The 20,083-nt window shown below is 43.8% G+C and carries 21 protein-coding genes; 15 read left to right on the top strand and 6 right to left on the bottom strand.

Annotated features, from left to right (window positions below):
- Window positions 1-32: 32 nt before the first annotated feature.
- The 5 genes from BLQ60_RS10295 to BLQ60_RS10275 all read left to right on the top strand — a co-directional run bounded on the left by BLQ60_RS10295 (window position 33) and on the right by BLQ60_RS10275 (window position 3,302).
- Entirely contained in the window at window positions 33-875 is an 843-nt protein-coding gene (locus BLQ60_RS10295; RefSeq protein WP_092619886.1) for a bifunctional transcriptional activator/DNA repair enzyme AdaA, read from the top strand.
- A gap of 266 nt (window positions 876-1,141) precedes the next feature.
- Entirely contained in the window at window positions 1,142-1,618 is a 477-nt protein-coding gene (locus BLQ60_RS10290; RefSeq protein ID WP_092619883.1) for a hypothetical protein, read from the top strand.
- Between the two features lie 8 nt (window positions 1,619-1,626).
- Window positions 1,627-2,217, top strand: coding sequence for a helix-turn-helix domain-containing protein (locus BLQ60_RS10285; RefSeq protein WP_092619880.1), 591 nt, complete (start codon window positions 1,627-1,629; stop codon window positions 2,215-2,217).
- Window positions 2,210-2,497, top strand: coding sequence for a hypothetical protein (locus tag BLQ60_RS10280; protein WP_092619877.1), 288 nt, complete (start codon window positions 2,210-2,212; stop codon window positions 2,495-2,497). Before BLQ60_RS10285 ends, BLQ60_RS10280 begins: the two co-directional genes overlap by 8 nt.
- A gap of 190 nt (window positions 2,498-2,687) precedes the next feature.
- A complete protein-coding gene (locus BLQ60_RS10275) occupies window positions 2,688-3,302 on the top strand; it encodes an alpha-ketoglutarate-dependent dioxygenase AlkB family protein (protein WP_092620036.1) in 615 nt (204 codons plus the stop codon).
- 87 nt (window positions 3,303-3,389) lie between these two features.
- Here the strand turns inward: BLQ60_RS10275 and BLQ60_RS10270 are convergent, their stop codons facing one another.
- The 4 genes from BLQ60_RS10270 to BLQ60_RS10255 all read right to left on the bottom strand — a co-directional run bounded on the left by BLQ60_RS10270 (window position 3,390) and on the right by BLQ60_RS10255 (window position 6,835).
- On the bottom strand, window positions 3,390-3,725 hold the full coding sequence (locus BLQ60_RS10270) for a hypothetical protein (protein ID WP_092619874.1): 336 nt from the start codon (window positions 3,723-3,725) through the stop codon (window positions 3,390-3,392).
- A 136-nt stretch (window positions 3,726-3,861) separates the two neighbouring features.
- Window positions 3,862-5,223, bottom strand: coding sequence for a phosphate regulon sensor histidine kinase PhoR (phoR, locus tag BLQ60_RS10265; protein WP_092619871.1), 1,362 nt, complete (start codon window positions 5,221-5,223; stop codon window positions 3,862-3,864).
- Between the two features lie 7 nt (window positions 5,224-5,230).
- Window positions 5,231-5,941 carry a phosphate regulon transcriptional regulator PhoB gene (gene phoB / locus BLQ60_RS10260; RefSeq protein ID WP_092619868.1) on the bottom strand — a complete coding sequence of 237 codons (711 nt, stop codon included), beginning with the start codon at window positions 5,939-5,941 and terminating at the stop codon, window positions 5,231-5,233.
- 219 nt (window positions 5,942-6,160) lie between these two features.
- On the bottom strand, window positions 6,161-6,835 hold the full coding sequence (locus BLQ60_RS10255) for a TetR/AcrR family transcriptional regulator (protein ID WP_244516027.1): 675 nt from the start codon (window positions 6,833-6,835) through the stop codon (window positions 6,161-6,163).
- A gap of 352 nt (window positions 6,836-7,187) precedes the next feature.
- Here BLQ60_RS10255 and BLQ60_RS10250 point away from each other — a divergent pair, with 352 nt between their 5' ends.
- From BLQ60_RS10250 to nrdR, 3 genes are all read left to right on the top strand, one after another.
- Window positions 7,188-8,024, top strand: a complete 837-nt coding sequence (locus BLQ60_RS10250; RefSeq protein WP_092619862.1) for an SDR family NAD(P)-dependent oxidoreductase — start codon at window positions 7,188-7,190, stop codon at window positions 8,022-8,024.
- A gap of 246 nt (window positions 8,025-8,270) precedes the next feature.
- Window positions 8,271-8,903 carry a DUF4198 domain-containing protein gene (locus tag BLQ60_RS10245; protein ID WP_244516023.1) on the top strand — a complete coding sequence of 211 codons (633 nt, stop codon included), beginning with the start codon at window positions 8,271-8,273 and terminating at the stop codon, window positions 8,901-8,903.
- 114 nt (window positions 8,904-9,017) lie between these two features.
- Window positions 9,018-9,485: a transcriptional regulator NrdR gene (nrdR, locus tag BLQ60_RS10240; RefSeq protein WP_092619859.1), complete on the top strand. Its 468-nt coding sequence runs from the start codon at window positions 9,018-9,020 to the stop codon at window positions 9,483-9,485.
- 168 nt (window positions 9,486-9,653) lie between these two features.
- Here nrdR and BLQ60_RS10235 read toward each other — a convergent pair whose 3' ends face one another.
- Window positions 9,654-10,898 (bottom strand): MFS transporter, encoded by a 1,245-nt coding sequence (locus BLQ60_RS10235; protein ID WP_378235182.1) that lies wholly within the window; start codon window positions 10,896-10,898, stop codon window positions 9,654-9,656.
- Window positions 10,899-11,005: 107 nt separating this feature from the next.
- Here BLQ60_RS10235 and BLQ60_RS10230 point away from each other — a divergent pair, with 107 nt between their 5' ends.
- The 5 genes from BLQ60_RS10230 to BLQ60_RS13975 all read left to right on the top strand — a co-directional run bounded on the left by BLQ60_RS10230 (window position 11,006) and on the right by BLQ60_RS13975 (window position 15,475).
- A complete protein-coding gene (locus BLQ60_RS10230; protein ID WP_092619856.1) occupies window positions 11,006-11,938 on the top strand; it encodes a LysR family transcriptional regulator in 933 nt (310 codons plus the stop codon).
- Between the two features lie 54 nt (window positions 11,939-11,992).
- Entirely contained in the window at window positions 11,993-13,093 is a 1,101-nt protein-coding gene (gene ribD, locus BLQ60_RS10225; protein ID WP_092619853.1) for a bifunctional diaminohydroxyphosphoribosylaminopyrimidine deaminase/5-amino-6-(5-phosphoribosylamino)uracil reductase RibD, read from the top strand.
- A gap of 36 nt (window positions 13,094-13,129) precedes the next feature.
- A complete protein-coding gene (locus BLQ60_RS10220; protein WP_092619850.1) occupies window positions 13,130-14,425 on the top strand; it encodes a DNA adenine methylase in 1,296 nt (431 codons plus the stop codon).
- 105 nt (window positions 14,426-14,530) lie between these two features.
- The gene (locus BLQ60_RS10215; RefSeq protein ID WP_092619847.1) at window positions 14,531-15,190 is read left to right on the top strand and encodes a riboflavin synthase; all 660 of its coding nucleotides are present in this window, start codon (window positions 14,531-14,533) and stop codon (window positions 15,188-15,190) included.
- A gap of 81 nt (window positions 15,191-15,271) precedes the next feature.
- Window positions 15,272-15,475, top strand: coding sequence for a hypothetical protein (locus tag BLQ60_RS13975; protein WP_143005213.1), 204 nt, complete (start codon window positions 15,272-15,274; stop codon window positions 15,473-15,475).
- Window positions 15,476-15,587: 112 nt separating this feature from the next.
- On the opposite strand, the gene BLQ60_RS10210 is transcribed toward BLQ60_RS13975, so the two are convergent.
- The gene (locus BLQ60_RS10210; RefSeq protein ID WP_143005212.1) at window positions 15,588-16,061 is read right to left on the bottom strand and encodes a hypothetical protein; all 474 of its coding nucleotides are present in this window, start codon (window positions 16,059-16,061) and stop codon (window positions 15,588-15,590) included.
- A gap of 229 nt (window positions 16,062-16,290) precedes the next feature.
- Here BLQ60_RS10210 and BLQ60_RS10205 point away from each other — a divergent pair, with 229 nt between their 5' ends.
- Together BLQ60_RS10205 and fadB are read left to right on the top strand one after the other, a co-directional pair.
- Window positions 16,291-17,607 carry a valine--pyruvate transaminase gene (locus BLQ60_RS10205; RefSeq protein WP_092620026.1) on the top strand — a complete coding sequence of 439 codons (1,317 nt, stop codon included), beginning with the start codon at window positions 16,291-16,293 and terminating at the stop codon, window positions 17,605-17,607.
- A 310-nt stretch (window positions 17,608-17,917) separates the two neighbouring features.
- The gene (gene fadB / locus BLQ60_RS10200) at window positions 17,918-20,071 is read left to right on the top strand and encodes a fatty acid oxidation complex subunit alpha FadB (protein ID WP_092619841.1); all 2,154 of its coding nucleotides are present in this window, start codon (window positions 17,918-17,920) and stop codon (window positions 20,069-20,071) included.
- Window positions 20,072-20,083: the final 12 nt, after the last annotated feature.

Here is a 20,083-nt window from a genome sequence, read left to right as displayed (position 1 = left end):
AAGCTAATTCAAAATGTCAGAGATTAAATATCATGTCAGACACACCACATTATGCACGTATGGCAAAAGCCATCGCCTATATCCAAGCCAATGTTCAAGCACAACCATCACTTGAGCAAATCGCCGAGCAAGTCCATCTCAGTCCTGCGCATTTTCAGCGGGAGTTTAGCGAGTGGGTCGGCACCAGTCCAAAACGATTTTTGCAGTATCTCAGTTTGGATTATGCCAAAAGCCAACTGCGTCAGGACAATGCGCAGTCGGTATTGGATACGGCGTATGCGACTGGTCTATCAAGTCCAAGTCGTCTGCATGATTTATTTGTGCAGATCGAAGGCATGACTCCTGCGGAGTATAAACATGGTGGGAAACACTTGGACATCGCCTATCAATTTGCCCAGACTTTGTTTGGCGAGGTGCTGATCGGGTCAACAGCAAAAGGCATTTGTCATTTAACCTTTATTCAAGATCGAGAGAATGCACTACAACAGTTCATTGCGCAATTTCCCAACGCACAGTTTGTGGAGCAAGCAACAGAGTTTCATGGGCAAGCCTTAGCGATTTTTAAGCATGAAAATCGGTCAATTGAGCAGATTAAACTGCATCTGAAAGGCACGGATTTCCAGCTGAAAGTCTGGTCGAGTTTGCTCAAAATTCCGATGGGCGAAGTGGTGAGTTATGGCGAGATTGCGCATGATATTGCGCAAGACAAGGCAGTGCGTGCGGTCGGTTCAGCGATTGGGCGTAATCCTGTGGCGGTGTTGATTCCGTGTCATCGGGTGATTCAATCTACGGGCGGATTGGGCGGTTATCGTTGGGGGACAGATCGTAAAACGGTGTTGATCGGTTGGGAAGGAGTGCAAAAGCATGCTTCTTGATCAAGGATGTTGAAAAGTGCATGATAAATTAAACTCTATCAGGTATAAGCCTGTTGCTGATATGGTTGGGTATGTCAGCTGCAGAGTATGTGGTATGTTCTAAGTTCTAACACATACATTTCGTAGATGAGATTTTATGTGAAGAGTATATAGTTTTTAAAAGATGAGGGCTTTAAATTTGAATTAAGTTAATTTACAGTATGTATTCTTTTTTACACTTTGCTCATATAAAACTATAGGCATAAGTTAACTTATAAGTTAATATCATGACAATCAAACTGGCTCCATTAGAGTTTTCAGGTCATCCTGGACCAATAAAGCTTTTTAATGTTACTCCTTTATCATGGAAAATTTTTAAGTGTTTTTCTGATGAACATCCTGAAAGTAATTTTCATGATGATATAAAGGAATTACCTGCTAGTGAGAAAAGTAAAGCCCGAACTTTGTTTTGGACTTTAGGTCAAAAATGTGAATCTGGAACTCCTCTAGTTGATATGTATCATGGAGATCTCTTACATCAAGCATGTGAATACTCTTATACAAATCAAAAAGGGGGACATGTAGTAGATAAAATATGGCGAATTCGCCAAGGCGATTTGCGTTTATATTTTATTTACCTTTCAGATAAACGTATTGCTTTATTACATTTATGGGAAAAGCGACAAGATAAGCTATCTTCTTCTGAAGAAAATAAACTTCAAAAACTTGCGGAAGCAGTAGCTAAATCTGAAGATAATCCCTAGAGGTTAATATGACTACAAAAATTACCAATAGTTTCGATGACATTGGCGATTTTGATTTTTTTGATTTCTCTGATGTTGATCCTGTTGAAGTCAAAAAAGGAGCTATTGCTAATGACTTATGCGCATTAATAGCTCATGAACATCTTTCTCGTGCCAAACTTGCTAAGAAGTTAAAATGGAAGCCTAGCCGTTTAACAAAAGTCCTTTCTGGTGAACAGAATCTTACGGTTAAAACTATTACCGATATTGCTGTGGCATTAGAATATGATTTTCGTCTTTGTTTCCATAAAGCTTACGAAACTGTTGAATTACAGCCTTGGGAAAAGAAATTAAGATCTCTTCCTAGAGTTGTTGAACAAAAAACCTCATCTAGTAACTTTCTAATTTGGCAACTACAAACATGTGATGAAGTTGAAGAAGATATTAAAAGTGATAGAGCTAAAGATTTATATATTTCTGTAGCTGTTCCAATTCATTCTAGAAGCACTGTTAAAACAATTAATGTTCAACCAGTAGTTAATCAGTTGGAAAATAAAGCCCATTCTCTTAAAGATTTTATTTTCGATCCCTCAGAAAAAATGGTAGTTCAAAATGTCTAAAAAAGATAAAGAATCAATTTTAAAAATTAGTGAAAATCATCAAACTATTTATTGTGATCATTTATTCAGATTCGCATTAGGGCCAATTGTATCTAAATTAGATTTTGGGATGTTAATTGAACGAGGTGATTCTGAAGAACCTGAAATCACAACGACATTAATTGTTCCAACACCACATTTATTAGATGCTTTGCCTTTAATTCTACAGCAAAGTCAGAATCCTGAGATAAAAGGTGAGTTGGCAGCAAAACTGAAACAACTTTTAAAGAGCTATGAGTAGAACTGATTTCTTAGTTTTCCTGAAATTTACCTAATACAGCTTAGAGAAAAGGTACTGACTTCACCACTGATTTCAGTATCTTTGTCAATCATCACTACACGACAATGGTCACTTGTTATATCTCTCCTAACTCTTAAAACAGTTATGATGTATTTTGCTTCGCTCAACATGGAGTTACAGCATGAGCAACATGACGCTGTTTGAAGATGTTATTGATTCTACAAAGAATTATCTGCCCTATGACGGCACGGTGCTGTACTTTGGCAAAATCATGTCTGAAACCGAAGCAGATCATTATTTCCAGTGTTTATTCAATCAGATCGAATGGAAACATGATGAAGCGGTGATCTACGGCAAACGGCTGATTACCAAGCGCAAAGTCGCATGGTACGGCGACCATGCCTTTGAATATACCTATTCAGGTGTGAATCGTTATGCCTTGGCGTGGACAGAAGAATTGTTGGCATTGAAGCAACGCATCGAAGCCATCACAGGTGAAACTTTTAATTCGTGTTTATTGAATCTGTACCACACAGGCGAAGAAGGTATGGCGTGGCATAGCGATGGCGAAACTGACCTCAAGAAAAATGGCGCAATCGCTTCACTGACGCTCGGCGCAGAACGAAAATTTTGCTTTAAACATAAAACCACAAAAGAAAAAGTGGAATTACTCTTGGCACACGGCAGTTTACTGATCATGAAAGACACCACGCAAAGCCACTGGCTACATCGACTCCCACCGACCAAGAAAGTCCAAGATGCACGGATTAATCTGACCTTTCGGACAATTGTGGAAAATTCATAAAAAGCTGTGGATAACTTCTTATTTATACACAATATGTTTATTCACAAACAGCTATCCACATTTTAGTGCGAAACATCATTTAAAAAACTAGTTTTGCCACTCGTTATTACATTGACGGCATTTCCACTGCTTTTGATCTTGCATAAAGTTTTGCATGGTGATTTTAAAATCAGGCAAGACACGCCAAAATAACACACCTGAGACCAGACAGATCAGAAAGACGATGATGGTGGCACTTTGTAGAATCATGCCCGCATCTTTACCGATCACCAAAAACACGATACTAATCAATACCAACACCACTAAAAGCAAAATGCTTGGCACAAGCACCAGCAGACTTTTTGGGATATTTGGACGAGGTCCAGCGGCGGAGGCCACAGGCATAATTTTGGTACTTTGGCATTTTGGACAGCGGTAATTCATAATCTTCTCTGTGTGCTCAAATTCAATGCAATAAATCGATTGCGGTTAAAAAGTCAATTTTTTTGAGGTGAGGGCAGACGCTCGAATTTCAAGGTGCTGATGCATGATTCCTGCTGGGCAGAAGGAAAATAACTGTCTATTCAGGGGGTTGTAATCGCTGCTTTGGGAAAACGGCTTTAAAGATCGAACCGATTTGCGCTTGGGATTCGATTTCTAGATAGGCTTCATGTTGCGCCAAGACATGTTTTACGATGGCAAGTCCTAAGCCTGTACCACCAGTTTCACGACTGCGACCGCTATCGACACGATAGAAGCGTTCAGTCAAACGTGGAATATGCTCAGGGCTAATGCCGATCCCTGTATCTTGCACCGAGAAGATAGACACGTCGCCACGATCTTGCCAAGAGATGGTGATGTCGCCATTGTTCGGGGTGTATTTGATGGCGTTGGTGACCAAGTTGCCAAAAGCACTGGCAAGCTCTATATCCGAGCCGATGATGTCATTGTGACTTTCGAGATTGAGATGGACAGAATGCCCAAATTCGGTGTTGTAGCCTTGTGCATCATCAAATAGCTGATTCATTAGCTCTGCCATATTGACGATTTGATTTTTACTTTTTGAAGATTCATTTTCAAGGCGAGAGAGAAGAAGTAAGTCATTGACCAACGCATTCATACGGCGGGCTTGTTGATGCATCTGATCAAAGGCACGGCGCCAGCGCTGTGGCATATCGTCATTATCTGACAAGGTTTCGATATAGCCACTGAGTACCGTCAGCGGGGTGCGCAGTTCGTGCGAGATATTATCGACAAAGTCTTTACGCATCTGCTCAAGTTTGCGAATATGGGTCACATCATAGGCGACCAGCAAACGACTTTCATAACCAAAACGAGTGAGCTTGACTTGGATAAAGCGTCCTTCTTGGAAAGCCGATTGCAAAATCAGACCATTGGGATGATCTTCAACATGATTAAAATATTTAATAAATTCAGGATTACGCAGAATCGTCAGCACTTGACGGCGACGATCACCCAATTTTAAACCGAGCAGACGTTCGGAAGCTGGATTCCACCATTCTAGACAATGTTCTTCATCGATCAGCACCACCGCTTCTTCAAGTGCCATGAGTGAGGATTGTGCTCGATCAATCAGTCCGACCATTTCCGCTTGGAGCGTGCGTTCACGGCGCTGTGCCCGATAAACGTTGAATAATAATGCACCCCACACCCCAGAAAGTTCGGGTGGAGCTTCATGCGAATGTTGGCTAATCCATTGATTGACCAGATATAAGGAGCGAAACTGTAGCGCAAAGAAAAACATTAAGCCAAGTGCAATGAACAGAATAAAGTGTCCGATGCCCAGTCCGATCAACCCTGCGATGATCAGGATCAGAATCAGGCGTCGAATATCTTCGGAGATATAATTTTTTAAGGCACTATATTGTTCACTGCTCGGTTCATCGTGGATGTCATCTGGCAAAAATGAAGAATCGCTCATGCAGTTATTAGCCTACGGCAATATCAGTTCGGGTCGAAAAACGGTAGCCTGTGCCTCGAACAGTTTGTACATAGCGATCTGCGGCGAAAGGCTCAAGCACTTTGCGCAAACGGCGAATATGTACATCAATGGTACGGTCTTCGATATAGACATTACCACCCCAGACTTGATCAAGTAGCTGGGCACGAGTATAGGCACGTTCAGGATGCGTCATAAAGAAGGCAAGCAAGCGATATTCGGTTGGTCCCATCTCTAGACTGGTGCCTTCAAAGCTGACACGTTGGCTGACAGGATCAAGCAATAATCCATTGACGTCAATGCTTTTTTCGCCTTTTAGGGCATTTGAACGACGCAGAACGGCTTTGATGCGAGAGACCAATTCACGGGTCGAAAAGGGTTTGGTCATATAATCATCGGCGCCCGCATCCAGACCTTGCACTTTATGGTCTTCTTCACCACGTGCAGTGAGCATGATCACGGGAATTTCCAGCAAACTTTCATCCCGTTTGAGGCGACGGCATAGATCGATGCCACTGACGCCATTCGGTAGCATCCAGTCCAGCAAAATCAGCGCTGGACGTTGATCAACGATCATCTGATGGGCTTGTTTGGCATCGCCCGCTTGTTGGCATTGAAAACCTGCCATATCGAGTGCGGTATGGATCATTTCCCGAATGGGTAACTCATCATCGACGATGAGGATGTATTCATCTTTCACAGTATTAACCTATTTTATAGTGTGGCTCACGGTCAATCGATGTCGTCCAAAAAACGTCTTGCGAATTGCGCCGAAGCCTTGTTGTTTATGACAGGTATATTACAAAGCGAGAATATGACAATATTATTGCAAAAGGGCAGATTTATACAATGAATTTGCCCGAATATGTAATTAAACAATTCATGATAATGATTTTAATGGATTTTCGAGCATTCACGCTCAATCTGCAGTGTTTTGAAAATGCTGATAAATCCCCAGATAAACCAAACTACATGCTTCCAATACTTCCTCAAAAGGTTGTTTAAAATCGCTAAGTACCCAGCGCATGGCAATGTGAATCACATAGCCGTTTAACCCAGAAGCGATGAGGTTAAATTGCGACTTATTCGCTTGTTGGTCAGGAAAAACTAGGTTGAGAAAATCAAACATGGTGCGATCAAAACGCACATGCGACTCACGGATGGTATCGCCGTGCAATTCATTGACCAGCATCGCATCGACGAATAAAACGCGTGCTTTACGAGGGTCATCTCGAAAGGTGTTGAGCAGGGCAGATAATCCTGCATTAATCATCGGTTTCAGCTCTGGCGTATTTGCCATTACAGCGTTGATAATATTGTGCTGCAGTTCATCGATGAGCGTCAGATAAACCACTTTGAACAGCTCTTCACTGCGTTTAAATGATTCGTAAAAATAACGCTCGGTGAGCTTGGCTTCTTTACAAATATCTTTCACCGTTACTGCAAAAAATCCATGCGTACCATAGGCTTGTAGGCCCGCAGCGATTAATTTTTCACGGCGAATGGTTTTACGTTCTTCTAGGGATAAGCCTTTGAATTGACGAGATGCGGTGGTTTTATTTGGCTTTTTTTTCGGTGAGGCAGTGGGTGACAGTTCATCAGGCAAATCAGCAGACAAACGGTTTTGCTCGGCAGTCTGGTCGAGGTTTTTGTCACGATTTTGGTCGAGATTTTTGTCAAGAATCTGATCCATGGGCTGTGAAGTAGATGGCTTGACTGATTTTGAATTCATGGACTGCCTTGAATCTAAAAGTAAAAAAGAAATGCAAGTGGCACATTATACACGCTGGTTATAATATTGCATTGACAATCAAAATTGTCAAAAGTAAAGTGCATTGAGCTGTCGATTTGATTGCTGTAATTATTCACACGGTAATCAAGCACAAGACACCAAAATTTATACGCTTTACAACGATCGCAAAAAGGTCATGGAATAGGGATACATCATGAAAAGTTTTCAAAATAAAGTGGCAGCCATTACAGGGGCAGGTTCGGGTATCGGTCAACAATTGGCAATTTTATTGGCGAAACAAGGCTGTCATCTCTCGCTCAGCGATGTCAATGATCAAGGGCTTGCAGAGACAGTTGAACAGGCGAAACAATATGGCGTGCGCATTACTTCAAAGCATGTTGATGTTGCCGATCGTGAACAAGTCTATGCGTGGGCAGAAGACACTGTACAAAATCATGGTTCGGTGAATCTGATTTTTAATAATGCAGGTGTGGCATTGGCGGCGACCGCTGAGGGTGCAAGCTATGAGGAGCTTGAGTGGATTGTGAATATCAATTTCTGGGGCGTGGTCTATGGTACCAAAGCCTTTTTGCCTCATCTTAAAGCCAGCAAAGACGGTCATATTATTAATATCTCGAGTCTTTTTGGTTTGATTTCACAGCCATCACAGTCGGCGTACAATGCCACCAAATTCGCTGTACGTGGCTTTACCGAATCGCTTCGCCAAGAATTGGATATTCAAAATGTTGGGGTCAGTGCGACCTGTGTGCATCCAGGTGGTATTCGTACCAACATCGCAAAATCTGGGCGCATGAGCGACAGTCTAAAAAGTATCGGCATGGATCCAGTTCGTTCGGCAAAATCATTTGATAAATTGTTGCGTTGCCCACCTGAAGTGGCTGCACAAACCATCTTGAATGCGGTCAAAGCCAATAAGCCACGTGTCTTGATTGGTAATGATGCCAAGATTTTGGATGGTTTACAGCGCATCTTGCCAACGGGCTATCAGACCGTATCTCGCTTTGCCACCAAACTCTCGAAAAAACTGTAATGGCTCAGTTTTAGCGCAACAGTTTAGCTCAACAGCTCGAATTCAACAGCGTTGAGTGAATAGTTTGATTGAGCCGATGCCATGATGTGTTATCAAGTGACATGAAGAATAGCGCCTGAATTTGAATTCAGGCGTTATTTTTTTAGAGATCACATGGATGAAAATTTAGCATAAGAATGATTTGTAAATAATTCTCAATTATGTATGCTAGAGCATCATACTATGTACAATAATTCGGGGATTTTTATGTTGAAGTTTGCGCAGATCAAACCGCTTTTGATGGGATCGACGCTACTAGCGCTAAGTGCGGCTGCATCAGCACATATGCTGTGGCTGGCACCAGCTGAGAATAATCAGACACTTGCCTATTATGGCGAGTTTAGTGCGGGAGAGCTTGAAAATCAGACTGGCGCATTAAAAACCTTTAACACTGCCAAAGCACAACAAGGCAAAAAAGAATTGACTGCCAAAGTTGAATCGGATCATTTGCTCTACGCCACGACAGGTGATCAAGATGTGCGTGTCAGCCAAGATATGCTCTATGAAGACACCTTGATTAATTTCTTGGCAAAAACAGGACGCCAAAATAGCCAAACCAGTATGGAAATGGAAATTGCTCCTGTCGCTACAAATGCCAAGCAATTTACCGTGATTTTTGATGGCAAGCCGTTGGCGGGTCAAGAGGTAGTGGTCTTTGCGCCGAATCGCTGGTCGAAAACCTATTATACCGATGACAAAGGGCAGTTTAGTGTAGAGACACCGTGGACTGGACTGTATGTGATCGAAGCGGGTAAAGCGATTGAACAAGGCGGTAAATATCAAGGCAAAGCCTACAAAAGCCGTTATATCGTCTCGACATTGAGCTTTGAAATTCAATAATTTGTCTGATTGATTTTGACTAAAAGCACTACACGCAGGCATTGGCGATTGACCTAGCTGCCAGTCGCCAAAATTTGCTACACTGCAACAAATCTTCAGAATAATTTTTAAGCTATGCATTGTCCATTTTGTGATGCCGCAGACAGTAAAGTCATCGATTCCCGCCTTGCTGCACAAGGGGCGCAGATTCGTCGTCGCCGTGAATGTATCAAATGTGGTGAACGCTTCACCACCTTTGAAAGCTATGAAGTGGTGATGCCTCGGGTGATCAAATCCAATGGCAAAAATGAGCCATTTGATGAGCATAAACTGCGCCGTTCGCTGATGCACGCCCTGCAAAAACGTCCTGTGACCCAAGAGCAAATCGAAGAAACCCTGTCCAATATTCAACAGCAAATTCGCCGTCTCGGTGAGCGTGATGTCAAATCGTCGACCATTGGTGAGATTGCGATGCAGTTAATTTTTGAGCTCGATCATGTGGCGTACGTGCGTTTTGCTTCGGTCTATCATGATTTTCAAAACTTAGATGCGTTTCGTCAGCAGATCGAAATGATGCAATTGCGCAAGGATAGTGAATTATAATTCTCATCCATTTTCTCGAGAGAAAGCCACGCTATAAAATCAAATGCTCAAAGTTCCTCCCTTTTTAAGGGGAGGTTAGGTGGGGTTGAAAACTGAATTTTGAGACAGCTTTTGTATTGTGAAATGTTAGAGGAAAAAAGTTTAGACCTTCATCCAAGCGTTAATTTTTCATGGATATGTTTTCATCGATAACTTTTGTGCAGCAAAGACCACCAGCACAGCACAGAGACATAAGCTCAATGTCAGCCAGACGATCGATGTCCAGCCTTGGGCTTGCCAGAACCAACCGCCCACTGTCCCTACGATACTTGAGCCGACATAGTAAAACAGCAAGTAAATCGAGGTGGCATGACCTTTGTAGTGCTTCGCCAGCAAGCCGACTTGGCTACTTGCCATGGCATGCACAAAGAAGAAGCCTGTGGTAAAGAGTCCAATCCCAATGATAATGCACCAGAGTTGATGGATTAAAGTCATCAGAATGCCGAGAATAATCAAGCCCAAACCCAAGTAAAGCACCTGAAAACGTCCAAGCCGATCCGCCATATAGCCCGACATGCTCGACGATAAGATGCCAAAACTATAGACCAAGAAGATCAAACTGATTTGTGTGTAACTCAAGGAAAATGGCGCTTCACCCAAGTAAAAAGTCAGATAATTAAACAGGCAGACAAAGACGCTGGTACTTAAAAAGCCCAAACTATAAATCAGCAACATGCGTTTATTACACAGATGCGTCCACCACGCATGCAGGTGTAGTTGCAAGTTGATGCCTTTTTGCGCCACAAAGTTTTTTGATGCAGGCAAAAGATAATAAAAGCCAATACAGCACAGCAGACTCATTATTGCCAAGATCGACAGTGCATAGCGCCACGAAAAATACTCCGCCATGATCCCGACACTGACTCGCCCCATCATGCCACCAAAGGCAGTCCCTGCAATATATAGCCCCATGGTTTTGGCAAGATGCCCAGGATGAATTTCTTCGGCAATCCACGCCATCGCCACCGCAGGCACACCGCCTAAGACAAAGCCTTCAATTGCTCGCATCAATACCAATGCATGCCAGCTTGGCGACCATGCGCAGACCAAGTTGAGTACTGCAGCACAGCCCATAGAGCACAGCATTAAGCCCTTCCGCCCTAAAGATTGCGAGAAGGCGCTGGACAGCACAATGGAAAATGCCAAGAAAAACGTGGTAATCGACAAGGACAGTGCACTGCTTGCAGGGCTAATCTGAAAGCTCTCAACAAAAATCGGCAATAAGGGCTGCACACAATAGATCAATGAAAAACTGGCAAAACCCAATAAGAATAGTGCAATGCCAGCACGATAAAATGCCGACTCACCAAAGCGGATGCCGACAACGTCGTCTGCATCATTGTGTGCGATCATTGGCGAGCTTTGAGTGTTGATGGTTTGATTCACAGGTTTTCAGCATGTTGTATCGTGATGAGATAATTTAGCAAGTCTGGTTGTATTTGTATAATATATTCAAATCCACATCTCTATATCTAAAATATATGGAACTGCGTCATATCCGCTATTTTATCGAAGTGGCTGAAGCCAAAAGTTTTAGTCAAGCTGCCAAGAATCTAGGCATTAGTCAGCCACCACTGAGCATGCAAATCAAAGATTTGGAAGAAGAAATCGGTGCATCACTGTTTGTGCGTCATGCGCATGGGGTGAGTCTGACTGACGCAGGCAAAGCATTTTTACAGCAGATGCAACCGCTACAGCATCAACTCTTGAGCGCAATACAGCAGGCAAAACATGTCGCTGATGGACAAATCGGTGAATTACGTTTAGGTTTTACAGGCACATCGATGCTCAATCCGTTGGTGGTTGAGGCGATTCGCCATTACCAACAGCTTTATCCAGAAGTACAACTAAAGCTCAAAGAAGCCAATTCCATTGTGCTGATCGAAGCGATTCGTCGCAATGAATTGGACATTGCCATTCTGCGTCCGCCTGAACGTGCGCCAGTTGACATTCGACTACAACATTTATTGACCGAAGCCATGGTGGTGGCTTTGCCAGTGAATTTTCCACATGATGCCGACGTAATTGATTTATTGTCGCTAAAAGATCAGCCCTTTATTTTGTCCCCGCAAAATGTCAGTGCAGGTTTATATGATGCGATTATTGCAGCATGTCAACGTCGTGGTTTTCAACCGATGATCGGGCAATTTGCCCCGCAAATTGTTTCGATGCTGTCTTTGGTGGCAGCCAATCTTGGGGTGTCATTGGTGCCAGAATCGACGCAACATTTGAATATTCGTGGGGTAAAATATTGCACTTTAAGCCCTGCGATTGCACAAGTGGATTTGGCGCTGGCGCATAAAATGCAAGATTATCGTCAAACTGCGGTAAACTTTGCCAGTGTATTAAATAGCTTATGTCATAATGCGATGCACAGCGAGTCGGATACGATTGCATCGTCATTCACGATATGATTCTGGCTTATTCAGCTTTTTGTTTAATTTTTCATTGAATGGTTCCCTCACACTATGTCTAATCAAGATGCACGTTGGATGCGTGAAGCGTTACACCTTGCACGATCGGCACAATATCGCACTCGTCCAAATCCTGCGGTGGGTTGCGTGATTGTCAAAGATGCTCAGATCATTGGTCGTGGAGCAACTGCGCCAGTTGGTGGTTCGCATGCCGAAGTATTTGCATTGGCACAAGCAGGCGAGCATGCACAAGATGCAACAGCTTATGTGACCTTAGAGCCGTGTGCGCATTATGGGCGGACACCACCATGTGCAGAAGCATTGGTCAAAGCGAAAATTGCTCGTGTGGTGATTGCCACGCTTGACCCTAACCCATTGGTCGCAGGCAAAGGACAGCAGATTTTAGAACATGCTGGGATTTACACGACTGTCGGCATTTTAGAAAAAGAGTCTTTAGAATTAAATCAAGGCTTTATGAAGGTCATGTCGGGTGGCTTGCCCTATGTACGCTTGAAAGTTGCAGCGAGCCTCGATGGACGAACTGCAATGGCATCAGGTGAATCGAAATGGATCACAGGCGTTGAAGCTCGGCAGGATGTACAGCATTGGCGGGCGATCAGTGGTGCGGTGATGACGGGTGTTGATACCATTCTTGCTGATGATGCACAGCTCAATGTACGTCAATTGATGGACACTGAGACAGGCGAAAATATTGACTTAGCGCAAGTGGTACAGCCCTATCGTGTGGTGTTAGATCGACAAGGTCGCCTGCCACTCAGTGCACAGTTACTCAATCAGCCAAACACCGTGATGGTGATGACGCCATATCGAGCAGAACTTGAAGCATTGGGTGTGATACAATTGCCCGTCCAATCGTTGTCTGTACTATTGCAAACCTTGAAATCGCAATACCAAATCTATGATGTGTTGGTTGAGTCTGGTGCAACATTGGCAACCAGTTTCCTGCGTGATGGTTTGGTCGATGAGCTCATTCAATACATCGCACCAAAATATCTCGGACAATCTGCACGTGCTTTGAACCAATTTGACTTCGATGCAATGCGTCAAAGTGTTGATTTTGAATTGTTTGATGTGAAGCAGATTGGAAGCGATGTACGTTTGCGCTTAAGACCAATTGTGAAAATACCTGTTTAATTTACTCCCCCCCTTAATTGATGACTTGTTGTTGCTATGACCGCTGAAGTTTCCGTATATCACAAACGTCGCCATGCTGCCCGCACCACGGATGAATATCTATTTCATCAGTTGGTGCCTTATTTGGGGAATAAACGGCGTTTATTGCATTTGATTTTGGAAGCACTGGAGCTAACAGGCACGCTTCAGCCGAAAAAAGGCAAGTCTGCGCCGATCTTTGCCGACTTCTTTGCAGGCAGTGGCGTGGTGTCACGTCTAGCACGCCAAAATGGCTATCGTGTCATCGCCAATGACTGGGAACCTTATAGTCACGCCTTAAATCATGCGGTGTTATCATGTGTTGAAGCACCTGAGTTTAAACAATTGGGTGGCTATCAAGCTGCGATTGACTATTTAAATCGCTTACCTGCGGTCAAAGGCTGGGTGACGCACAATCTCTGTCCTCGTGATGATGATGTCTACGATCCGAGTCGAGATCGACTATTCTTCAAACGTCGCAACGGTATGCGCCTCGATGCTATGCGTCAGCAGATTGCCACGTGGCAAGCGCAGGGTACGATTGATAGTGTGGAAATGAGTGCGCTCCTTTCACCGCTTTTATATTCCGCAAGTTTTGTCAGTAATACCAGTGGCGTATTTAAAAGTTTTCATCATGGTTGGGGTGGTAAAACCAAAACTGCTTTGGAACGGATTGATTCTTTATTATTGCTTTCTCCGAATAAATTCTGCGAAGTCGGCGATCCGAGCCGTCCAGCGGCAGAAATGTGGTGCGTGGATGCACAGCATCTCGCCGATCAGATGACTGGCTTTGAAGTGGATGTGGCATATCTCGATCCACCGTACAATCAACATGCCTATAGCAGTAATTATCATGTCCTTAATGCGCTGACTATGTGGGATCAAGTGGATTTACCGTCACCTGATACCAAAGGCTTTAAAAGTGGGATTGATCGTGCGTGGCGTAAAGAGCGTCCAAGTGCTTATAATTCCTCAAAATATGCACAAGAAGCCTATGAGAAATTATTGGCAACCATCAATGCACGCTTTATCCTGACCAGTTATAGTACCGATGGCAATATTTCCCCTGTGGACTTGTTACAAGCCAATTTGGCACGAGGCAAGGTCACGCTACTGACTCAAGATGTCCCACGTTATCGGGTCAGTAAACAGCGCCAGTCTGAGCGGGCGAGAGTGCTTGAGTTTATCGTGATTACCGACACTCACGCCAAATCAGGTCCACCCCTACGACAGCTTTTGGGGCAATTGCATCATTTTGCTGAACTCGGTGGGGTCGATACTTCGGGGACGAGTACGCAATTGGCATTGTGGTAGATGTATTCTCGACGTTGAAGATACGCTAAATTGAATGTGCTTTAAATTCGGCAGTTCGCCCACATATACAGCGCATTCACAATGAAAAAATAAATAGGTCAATCTATGTTTACAGGCATCATTGAAAGTGTAGGACAAGTGCAAAGTGTACAGCCCGTTGGTGGAGATGTGCGCTTAAAAATCCAAACCAAATTGGATATGTCCGATGTGCATCTTGGCGATTCGATTGCCACCAATGGTATTTGTTTGACCGTGATTGAGTTTGGTGAAGATTGGTATGCGGCGGATGTGTCGAGAGAAAGTCTGCACCGCACCACACTTGGACAATGGAAAGCAGGGCAAACTGTCAATGTCGAAAAGGCTATGCTGCCAACTACACGCTTTGGCGGACATATTGTCAGTGGTCATGTTGATGGACTGGGTGAAATTACCCTCGTGCGTGAAGATGCACGTTCACTGTATTTTGAAGTCACGGCCCCTGTGGAGTTGGCAAAATATTTGGCGGAAAAAGGTTCGGTCACTGTCGATGGCATTAGTCTGACCATTAACCATCTGCGTGGTAATGTGATCAGTCTAAATCTGATTCCGCACACCGCAGAGCGCACCAATATTGGCTCATGGAAACAAGGCACGCAGGTCAATCTCGAAGTCGATGTGTTGGCACGTTATATCGAACGACTGATGCTCGGAGATAAAGCCGCTGAACAGACTGCGACTTCGAATATTAGTATGGACTTTTTGGCGCAAAATGGCTTTTTGAGATAAGCCTAAAGTCTAGCTCTAAAGCCTGAAAATTACGACAAAAGCATAATATTCTTCACGCAATAGACCTCCTAAGCTGACAGGATGACTGTGGCTCTGGATTGTATTGCGACAATGCGACGATTGATTTATATCACTTTATTTAGCCTGATATTTTTATTAGTGGCATTGTATGTGTTGAATTTTGGCTTTTCTGAAGCCCTGCCGATTACGTTACTGGGTGGCTGTTTGGGCTGGGCATTGGCTGAGTTTCAACGAGAGGTTCGTGCTAAAAAGAAAATGCGCTAATGGACAAAGCGCATTCGGGATCACAAATTTTCTAAATCGACATCAGAAACAAAAACGCATTGGACGATCCCAATGCGTTTTTTTCGTACCTTATATATGTAGCATTGATCGTTTAAGAAGATGTCTTATTCAATGTTTTGCTCGAGTCAGGAGCATTTGCTGAGTCAGAGGCGCTCGCTGTTGGTATCGTTTCTTTTTGCGTTGCTTCGGCAGTCGTGTTTGCAGATTTTGGCATTTTCGCCATACATGCCTGATATTTGCCTGCTTTGAAATCATCCATGGCTTTTTCTTTATCGACTTGCTGGACGAAAGCAGGCGTTTGATGGGCTTGCTTGACCAGTTGCTCAAGCATGTCACGCTCTACACCAGCTTGAATTTTCTCAATGTGTTCAAGTGCTTGCTTCTCGGTAATTTGATGTTGGCGATCGGACATGATGTTGTAAGCCGCATCTTCATAGGTATAGCAAAAGCGTTGCCAGTTTTCTTCTGGACTCATCGGTTTTCGTTCACCACAGCCAGAAAGTAACAACACCGCAGTACAGCTCATGAGAATCAATCGGGGAGAGGACTTAAACATTGCGAACATGTGCTTTGCCAAATTATCAAAAATTAGCCGATATTTTAGAATATCCAAGACACTTAGGGCAAATTGAATCGGCAGAGTCTTTTGCTTGAATTTTTTGCTACGATTTTTGTTTCGGTTTTTGTTTCGGTTTTGCATTTTGGTGCAATGCAAAAAATTGCCGTACGATTTGCTATACTATGCGCCTTAATTTTGAGCGATGCCATATTGTGTGGCAAAAGAAGAACACGTTATGAATTTTTCAAATTTTGGAAAAAAATTTATTCAACCCTCAGGCATTTCCCAGTTGATGGATGATCTCGGTGATGCGCTAAAAAGTGAACAGCCCGTGAATATGCTGGGTGGTGGTAATCCTGCACGGATTGATGCGGTGAATCGTGCCTTTTTAGATGTCTATCAGTCACTTGGTGAAGGTGAGCTGGGTTCGACGGCGATTGAAAATATTGGTAATTATTCCAATCCGCAAGGTGACAGCAAATTTATTGATGCCTTGGTACGCTTCTTTAACCGACATTATGGCTGGGGCATTAGCAAAGCGCATATTGCCCTGACCAATGGTTCGCAGAATGCCTTTTTTTATTTATTCAATCTGTTTGGCGGACAGTTTAGTGATGGCAAAGACAAATCGATTTTGTTGCCACTTGCACCTGAATATATCGGCTATAGCGATGTGCATATTGCGGGCAAGCATTTCGTGGCGGTGAAGCCAATCATCGAAGACAGTGAATATAATGGTGAGCAAGGTTTCTTTAAATATCACGTCGATTTTGAAGCCTTAAACAATCTGCCTGAGCTTAAACAAGGCAAAATTGGCGCAATCTGCTGTTCTCGTCCGACCAATCCTACGGGCAATGTGCTGACCGATGAGGAGATGGCGAAGCTCTCAGATTTGGCGAAAGCGCATGATATTCCACTGATTATTGATAATGCCTATGGCATGCCATTTCCCAATATTATCCATACCGATGCCACACTGACGTGGGATGATCACACGATTTTGTGCATGAGCTTGTCGAAAATCGGCTTACCGGGTGTGCGCACAGGCATCATCGTAGCAGACCCGAAAGTGATCTCGGCAGTGAGTGCCATGAATGCAATCGTCAATCTTGCGCCGACTCGCTTTGGTGCGGCGATTACCACGCCACTGCTTGAAAATGATGCTTTAAAACAGCTTGCGGATGCGGAAATTCAGCCTTTTTATCAAGCCAAAGCCAACTTTGCAGTTACATTGCTGAAAAAAGAGTTGGGCGATTATCCGATGAAAATCCATCAGCCTGAAGGGGCAATTTTCCTGTGGATTTGGTTCCAAGGTTTGCCAATCAATACGGTCGAGCTCTACCAGCGATTAAAGGCAAAAAACACGCTGATCATTCCAAGTGAGCACTTTTTCCCAGGCATTGATACTACAGTGTATACGCATGCACATGAGTGTATTCGCATGAGTATTGCGCAAGATGATGCGACCTTAGAGAAAGGTATTGCGGTGATTGGCGAGGTGGTGCGTGAGTTATATGACACAGCGAATTTGAATGTGTCGCAATCGAGCTAAAGCAAGGTTCTTCATCAAGTGAACTACTCGAAGCGGACAGCTTTATTTGTCCGCTTTTTTTATGAATTTTTGTGGCTTTTGACGTGTTGCAATACGATGCTTTTGCAACATTTGCTTAACATTTTGCAGTGTATGATGGGGTGCAACAGCCCACAACATACGCTACAGCATTGATGACGCTTGCGTCACGCCTTGATACAACTTGTGGGGCAAAATTTCGATATAGTTAGCGTAAGATGTGCTAAGCGTCGTGCGCCTTGCGTATGACAATGAAATTCAACATAAGTCCTCCAAAACAAGGAGATCAGGCATGATCCACAATGGCAATGCCATTACCGTCCAATTACTTTCGGATGGAATTGCAGAACTACGCTTTGATTTACAGGGCGAGTCAGTTAACAAATTCAATAACGTCACTTTGCAAGACCTTAAGGCTGCGACTGAAGCGATCAAAGCGAACAGCGATGTCAAAGGTTTGATCGTGACCAGTGGTAAACCTGTATTCATCGTGGGTGCAGATATTACTGAGTTTGGTGCGTACTTCTCTTCTGGCGCTGAAAAAATTGCTGAAGTCACCATGGGTGCACATGCGATTTTCAATGCATTTGAAGATTTGGATATGCCAAAAGTCGTTGCAATCAATGGTATTGCATTGGGTGGCGGTTTTGAATTGTGCTTGGCGTGTGACTATCGTGTGATGTCTACAGCGGCACAAGTTGGTTTACCTGAAGTTAAACTCGGCATCTTCCCAGGTTACGGCGGTACAGTCCGTTTGACACGTGTGATCGGTATCGACAATGCCCTTGAGTGGATTGGTACTGGCGCACAGAAAAAGCCTGCCGCAGCACTTAAAGATGGCGCAGTCGATGCGGTAGTTGCACCTGAGCAACTGCAAGATGCAGCGATCGATTTGGTGAAAAAAGCCATTGCGGGTGATCTAGACTGGAAAGCAAAACGTCAAGAAAAACTTGATCCAGTGAAGTTGAACCAACTTGAACAAATGATGGCGTTCAACTCGGCCAAAGGTGTAGTCCTTGCCAAAGCAAATCCTGCACAATATCCAGCACCAAAACTTGCGATTGATTCAATCCAAGCATCTGCAACACAAACTCGTGACGACGCAGTAAAAACTGAAGCACAATTCTTCGGTCAAGCTGCAGCAACGCCACAAGCAGAAGCATTGATTGGTCTCTTCTTAAATGACCAAATCGTTAAGAAAACCTCTAAAAAATATGAGCAAGGCGCACATCCTGTCAACCAAGCGGCGGTACTTGGCGCTGGGATCATGGGTGGTGGTATTGCTTACCAAGCAGCAAGCAAAGGCACGCCAATTATCATGAAAGATATTGGTAATCCACAGCTTGCACTCGGTATGAAAGAAGCGAATGGCTTGCTCACCAAGCAAGTTGAGCGCAAAAAATTAAAGCCTGCGCAAATGGGTGAAACCCTTGCACGTATCCGCCCAACGTTGAGCTATGACGAGTTCACAGAAGTGGATATCGTGATCGAAGCAGTGACTGAAAATCCAAAGGTCAAAGGCATCGTGCTGGCTGAAACTGAGAAAAATGTTCGTGACAACACGATCATTGCTTCAAATACTTCTACAATTTCGATCACTCGTTTGGCTGAAAACCTACAACGTCCTGAAAACTTCGTGGGTATGCACTTCTTCAACCCAGTGCACATGATGCCTTTGGTCGAAGTGATTCGTGGTGAAAAAACTTCACCTGAAGCGATTGCAACAACTGTGGTTCTTGCACAAAAAATGGGTAAAACGCCAATCGTTGTTAACGACTGCCCAGGCTTCTTGGTCAACCGTGTCTTGTTCCCTTACTTTGGTGCGTTCAACCTTCTTCTTAAAGACGGTGCGGACTTCCAACAAGTGGATAAAGTCATGGAGAAATTCGGCTGGCCTATGGGTCCTGCATATTTGATGGACGTGGTCGGTATTGATACTGGTGTTCATGGTGCAGAAGTGATGGCAGAAGGTTTCCCAGACCGTATGAAGCCAGACTTCAAAGGCGCTGTTGACGTAATGTATGAAAACAAGCGTCTTGGTCAGAAAAATGACGTTGGTTTCTACAAGTATGAGCTTGATCGTAAAGGCAAAAAAGCCAAAGTGGTTGATCCAGTTGCTTATGAACTGGTTGCTTCTGTGGCAACTGCTGAAAAGCGTGAGTTTGATGCACAAGAAATCATTGATCGTATGATGATTGCATTCTGTAATGAAACAGTTCGTTGCCTAGAAGACAACATCGTAGCGACTGCAGCAGAAGCAGACATGGCGATGATCATGGGTGTTGGCTTCCCGCCATTCCGTGGTGGTCCATGCCGTTACATCGATCAAACAGGTGTTGCTGAATACGTTGCGCTTTGCGACAAGTACGCACACTTAGGTAAGGCTTATGAAGCGCCACAAATGTTGCGTGACATGGCTGCAAACAACAAAAAATTCTACGGTTAAGGAGCAACGTGA

Source organism: Acinetobacter marinus (genome assembly GCF_900096915.1).
In the GTDB taxonomy this organism is placed as follows: Bacteria; Pseudomonadota; Gammaproteobacteria; order Pseudomonadales; family Moraxellaceae; genus Acinetobacter; species Acinetobacter marinus.
This window is presented reverse-complemented; position numbering and strand designations above follow the sequence as displayed.